The following is a 5,123-nucleotide window of genomic DNA, read 5'->3' on the forward strand; positions in this document are numbered from 1 at the left end:
TGGCTTGAAACATCAAGGTTAGGACTGCGGGCAATAGTGGTTTGATTAAGTACACTTGGTTCACTGGCAGATTCTGGGCTTGTTATGTCATAACTGCAATTGAGAGTCCCTTCAAAGATGATTCGACAGAAATTGAGCGTGAGAACCTCAGTACATTTGGGTTAATGTACTTAGGTTCAAAATCAAATTGTTAAAGAGCAGATCATTAAACACGTATTCGGCTTAATGTAGTTTTTAGTCCATTAGATGGCTTAACCCTAAACGTCTATACCCTCAGCGTTTACAAATTGACCATAGCAACTTATAAGATCAAAGTTTTCTTAAAGTTTACTTTCCATCAAGAGTCTAGCGTAGCGATTCGACCATAAGGTTTGTATATAGTCATTTGATCTATGTGTAAAAATACAGAGTTAAGTTTATACAGCAAAAAAATGTACCTTCAAGAATTGTACTTACCGTTTTAATGTAATATATTTATTCATCATTACTTCTTTCTTAGCAGCTAAGATTCGCTAAATCATATTATGAAACATGGGCTTCATAGGTTTCATAGGCATTCATATATAAATAAGACCAAGACCCTTGAAAAATCAGCTCATCTATAGCTGGTAATATTAACCAGTGTCCACGTTGTATTTCATCCTCTAATTGACCAGCTTTCCAGCCACAAGATCCCGTGCCTATTTGAACTGGTTGTGGAGTGTTTATTTGTAAAATACGCTGCAAATGTTTTTGATAGTAACTTAAAGCGAGATTGCTATTTTTAAAATGATGTAAACCTTGTTGATTTACAGTGGGCTCTAATAACCAAACATCATCAGATTTAACTGGGCCACCTTTTAATAAATTTCTATTCTCAAGCCAATTTGGCATGATACTTCCGCTATCAAGTGGCATATCTTTTAGTTGGTTGTGGCTCGCGTTAGATAAGTTAACTCCAACTGCACCGTCAGTATTGTGTTCAACAAGATAAATAACTGAATATCGAAAACTGTTTTCAACAACATTGGCTAAAGGGTGAGTAATTAACAGTGTGTCCGTTAAGCTGATAGATTCTGGAGTTGTGTTGTCTTGTATGGTTTGTTCATTTTGTTTCCGTTTCTTAAAGCCAAACATAATAATTCCTTTTATTTAATGCAGTTCAATTTATAACGTACCATTTTGGTATTTAGTGGCTAAATCTTTCCATAAATCTAATAATCCACCTTGGAATAAGTAGCTGTCTGAAAATGTTACTCCTTGATGGTTACTATTCGAGTAATTCTGACGAACTAAATTATAAATGGAATAGCCACCTTCTCGACGTGCGTTACCAGCATCCATAGCGCGAGTTAAAATTAAATATTCACCACTAACCTGTTCCTTATCAGTTGCTATTTTATTAGGTGGTAGTCCACCTTGACTTGATGGTTTAATAAAAAAATCAAGTTTATTCACAAGCCAAGGTAATACAGCTAAAGGGGCATCAAATTGACGTGTAGACAAGTATGCTGGCTTGTATTTTGGGGTAACAATTCCATGGTCGACGATTGATAAAAAATTTCCTTGTTGATAAAAAGATAAAAATTCATCATCGTAATTTAATTTGTCATTGGTACGTGCTAGTAAACGAATGCTTTGAGGCGGATTATCAGGATCGGTAATTTCAATTAACGAGGTTAAATAGTTTTTTGTCATCTTAGTTGCCTAAAGGAATGGGGTTTAATACAGGGGGAATGTCAATTGCATCACCAAACTGCTCAAGGTTGACGAATTTACGCTCAAAATTAAAGGTTTCCACTACACCATAATCACCGGAGTTGGGCAACAAGGTTTTGGTTAAACCATTACCTAAAAAATGTTGGTTGTTACCAAGTTCTTTCTGCATTTCTAAACGTTTTATCATCAACTCTTTGAGTTTCTCATCGTCGATTGTATCTTCAAAGTAATCTATAGCATGTTAGTATCCCATTCATTCTTCATTACTCCTGAATCCAATGCATCTTGATAATGTTTAGCATATTTATCCTGAAATTCAGGTGTCATTAATTTATTAATTTCCTCAACACTAAAGTTATCGGGTAATTCATCTTTAGCAAATTGCCCTAAGTTTTTGTGAGTTGGAATTATACTATGGGTATCGGCCATGATTTTAGCTTTGTCGGTATCAATGATCACCATGACAAATTTTTTATCGGGGTCATAATCTAGTCCTAATTTAAGGCTGATTAATCTTGGATCACTGTCGGCATCCTCTAATTGGTCAAATGTGGTTGACCAATATTTAGCGCCAGAGCCAGATTGCCCTTTAAATGGAGCACCTAATGTACCCGGATTACCTTTGTACTCAAGATAACTGGCTTCCATAAAACGCACATGAAACCTTTCATTAGCAACATCTCCAGACTTAGCCATAGCAAGCAATTCTTTGTCGGTATATTTTTCTATATATCCGTGTTTAATGATATTTTCTCGGGCAAGTGTTAAACGTGTTAATGCCTCAGCCATGGATTTAGGCGCAGGTTTACGTTTTCGGCCAATTTTTAAGACTGGCTCTGGTTTATCTATGATATCAGTTTTAAATTGTTTAATGGGTTTTGTTTGTGTTTTAGCTAAACGTTTACGTTTGAGCAATTGTGCTATTTCAAGTAATGCCTTATTAGCTTTGACCAAGTGCTTTGATTTACTGGCTAATGAAACAGCAGCTCCAACTCCACCTGTTAGTACGGTGAGTAAAATTTCAAAGGTAAAAATGCCCCAAATACGTTGCTGTTCAACATGGGAATGCGCCGCTAAATAATCACTTGGAAACTGTGCCAAAGTAGATATTAAATCTAAATCGCTGGTTAAAATAACAAGTGTATCAAAGGCCTCAGAGAGACTATCAAAACTTTTATCTGTATTTTCTAAAATAGTCTCAATTTGATTTTTAATGGCACTAACATCACCATTTTTCATATTTATGAGTAGTTGGATATTCGCAGAGTACACAGCTGCTGAAATTTCGTAGCCTAAAATAGCTAAATCAGCCACGCCAGTCACTAACATTTCAGCACCTTGATATACGCCAGTCATTCTGGCACCAGTTTCAATTAACCATTGATTTAAAAAATTTTCATCTTCAAATATTGCATCTTCAATTTCAGCACGTTGTTTGATTTCAGTGAGCATATCTGCAAGCGCTTGTTTAAAATCTTGGCGCAATTGTGTATATCTGAGTTCTTCATCAGAGGTTAACCCTTGATAAATTACGGTACATTGGCCTTGAGGTAAGTTATCTACTTGCAGTAAACCACCTGTGAGCATTAAGTCATAGGTTTGATTATTGGCATCAATAACTTGTACGGGAATATCTTCAATGGCTTGGTTATTATCATATAACACATTTAAACTTAATGATGTTCGTTCAACAGAACTGCCATCAGATGAATTAATATCAAACTCAGTGAGTGCTTCTATACGAACTTGATTAAGCGCACTGGGCTCCGAAGCGCTTTGTGGTGATTCAATGTCATAACTGCAATTGAGAGTCCCTTCAAAGATGATTCGACAGAAATTGAATAGAGAAAACCCATAGTGCATTTTGTGAGTGCACTATGGGTATTAATCAAATTATTAAAGAGCTTTTTAAAATAATTCTGTGTTTCACATGCGAATACAGACCTAGTGTTATTCGTTATTTAATCGTTCAACTTCATCTGCTAATTCTTGATCCCATTCAAAATCCATTTTAAATTTACCTGTCGGTTCTAAGGTGAACTTTGCACGGTTCCATTTATTTTCAGAATCTTCGGTAGTTATTTTGTGAAGACTTTCAAAGTCGTTGAATATTTTTCTATCAAAATTTCGTAGTTTGAATGATTGAAATTCAGTATTCTCTGTTTTATATCCTCCTTTTATACCTAAGGCATCTTCACCCTCAATTTCTGCTTTGATATGTGCTGATAACCAATTTTCAGGTAAATTACTTACCATGTTTTGCGCGATACTTAGATAAATTTCATCTACGGTCATTGTTATTATCCTCCTGGAGCATTTTTTAATTTTTTCATTTCTTCAATTCCATCAATTTCATAAAAAACTTCAAATGCACTTGGTCTTTTATTATCTCCATCATAAATAGCATTGATTTCAACTTCTACTTTTTTAGGTGGATCGCCTTTTAACGCTTTTGCCCACTTATTTTCCATACGCTTCCATGCACCTTTATTTAAATTCCCATCCATGGCCGCATAGTTTATTTGTTCGCCAGGACCTTTGAATATTGAAGCGATTAAGTGTCCACCTTCATCATCAGATAGGCCATCTTTGATGCCATCTGTTTTCCCTGCCTTTCCTTGTTGATAGGTATTTCTATCGACTTTAGATAAATCTAGTTCACCGCCAACTGATTTAACTCTGCCTAGCTCATCGGTCTTATAGGTATACTTACCTACTTTATAGGTAGCATGAGGTTCAAGTTTACCATTAAGTGCTTTGTTCCAACCGCCTTTTTCACCTTGTTTTAAGTTAATAACCCGAGGAGGTGCACCTTTTAAATCATTCCCTTTAGGCGCGGTTAACTCATCCGTTTTAACTTTCTTAACATCACCTGTTTTACCCGTATGAGGTAACTCACCTTCATAGCTTTTTAAGGCACGCTTAACTTTGTTTTCGATGACTGCAATAGCATTTTTAATGCCTGCATCAACTTTAGGGAGTAACTCACTGAGTTGTTTACTTTGTTTTCTCAAGTTATCGAGGAGGTCTTTATCAACGAACCATTTCACTGCATTACTGTTGGTAATAGCCGTTAGGGCTGCTTGTATCGCTGATATTTTTTCTTTAATCAGCTCTGCGCCTTGTTTGCCTAAAGCTTTCCAATCAATATTTTTGATATAAGCAATGGGGTCGCCCTTACCAATTTTGCGTAACGTTGCAGCAGCGAGTGAAATAGATTCTTTTGGATTTTTAACAATAACCTTACCAACCCCTTTTACCGCTGAGCCAAACAGTGGAATAAACCCAATACCCGTTAAGGTCAGCGCAATCCAACCATCACTGTCGTTGGCTTGTTCATCGTCGGTAAGCATCATGGTATTGGCACATACATCCCTGCAATCCATTACTTGGTCAATAACTGGTATCATCGAAATAATAGTGCC

Annotated in this window: 6 protein-coding genes; all 6 read right to left on the bottom strand. The window is 36.1% G+C overall.

From position 1 onward, the window contains the following. Positions 1-522: 522 nt before the first annotated feature. A complete protein-coding gene (locus tag BM088_RS26685; protein WP_091991950.1) occupies positions 523-1,116 on the bottom strand; it encodes a YqgE/AlgH family protein in 594 nt (197 codons plus the stop codon). A 30-nt stretch (positions 1,117-1,146) separates the two neighbouring features. Next, positions 1,147-1,677 (bottom strand): hypothetical protein, encoded by a 531-nt coding sequence (locus BM088_RS26690; protein ID WP_091991952.1) that lies wholly within the window; start codon positions 1,675-1,677, stop codon positions 1,147-1,149. Between the two features lies 1 nt (position 1,678). Continuing rightward, a complete protein-coding gene (locus tag BM088_RS26695; RefSeq protein ID WP_143085173.1) occupies positions 1,679-1,888 on the bottom strand; it encodes a hypothetical protein in 210 nt (69 codons plus the stop codon). Between the two features lie 41 nt (positions 1,889-1,929). Next, on the bottom strand, positions 1,930-3,561 hold the full coding sequence (locus tag BM088_RS26700) for a hypothetical protein (protein WP_091991956.1): 1,632 nt from the start codon (positions 3,559-3,561) through the stop codon (positions 1,930-1,932). A gap of 87 nt (positions 3,562-3,648) precedes the next feature. Further along, complete coding sequence (locus tag BM088_RS26705; RefSeq protein WP_091991958.1) at positions 3,649-3,993, bottom strand: immunity protein YezG family protein; 345 nt, start codon at positions 3,991-3,993, stop codon at positions 3,649-3,651. Positions 3,994-3,998: 5 nt separating this feature from the next. Beyond that, positions 3,999-5,123, bottom strand: a 1,125-nt coding sequence (locus BM088_RS26710) for a DNA/RNA non-specific endonuclease (protein WP_218156564.1), incomplete at its 5' end; no start/stop codon positions are given.

Source organism: Pseudoalteromonas denitrificans DSM 6059, from assembly GCF_900112265.1.
Lineage (GTDB): Bacteria > Pseudomonadota > Gammaproteobacteria > Enterobacterales > Alteromonadaceae > Pseudoalteromonas > Pseudoalteromonas denitrificans.

What these genes read in the sequence shown, in the direction of transcription:
- BM088_RS26705 (WP_091991958.1), bottom strand. Translation starts at nt 3,993, where the DNA reads ATGACCGTAGATGAAATTTATCTAAGTATCGCGCAAAACATGGTAAGT.
- BM088_RS26685 (WP_091991950.1), bottom strand. Translation starts at nt 1,116, where the DNA reads ATGTTTGGCTTTAAGAAACGGAAACAAAATGAACAAACCATACAAGAC.
- BM088_RS26700 (WP_091991956.1), bottom strand. Translation starts at nt 3,561, where the DNA reads ATGCACTATGGGTTTTCTCTATTCAATTTCTGTCGAATCATCTTTGAA.
- BM088_RS26690 (WP_091991952.1), bottom strand. Translation starts at nt 1,677, where the DNA reads ATGACAAAAAACTATTTAACCTCGTTAATTGAAATTACCGATCCTGAT.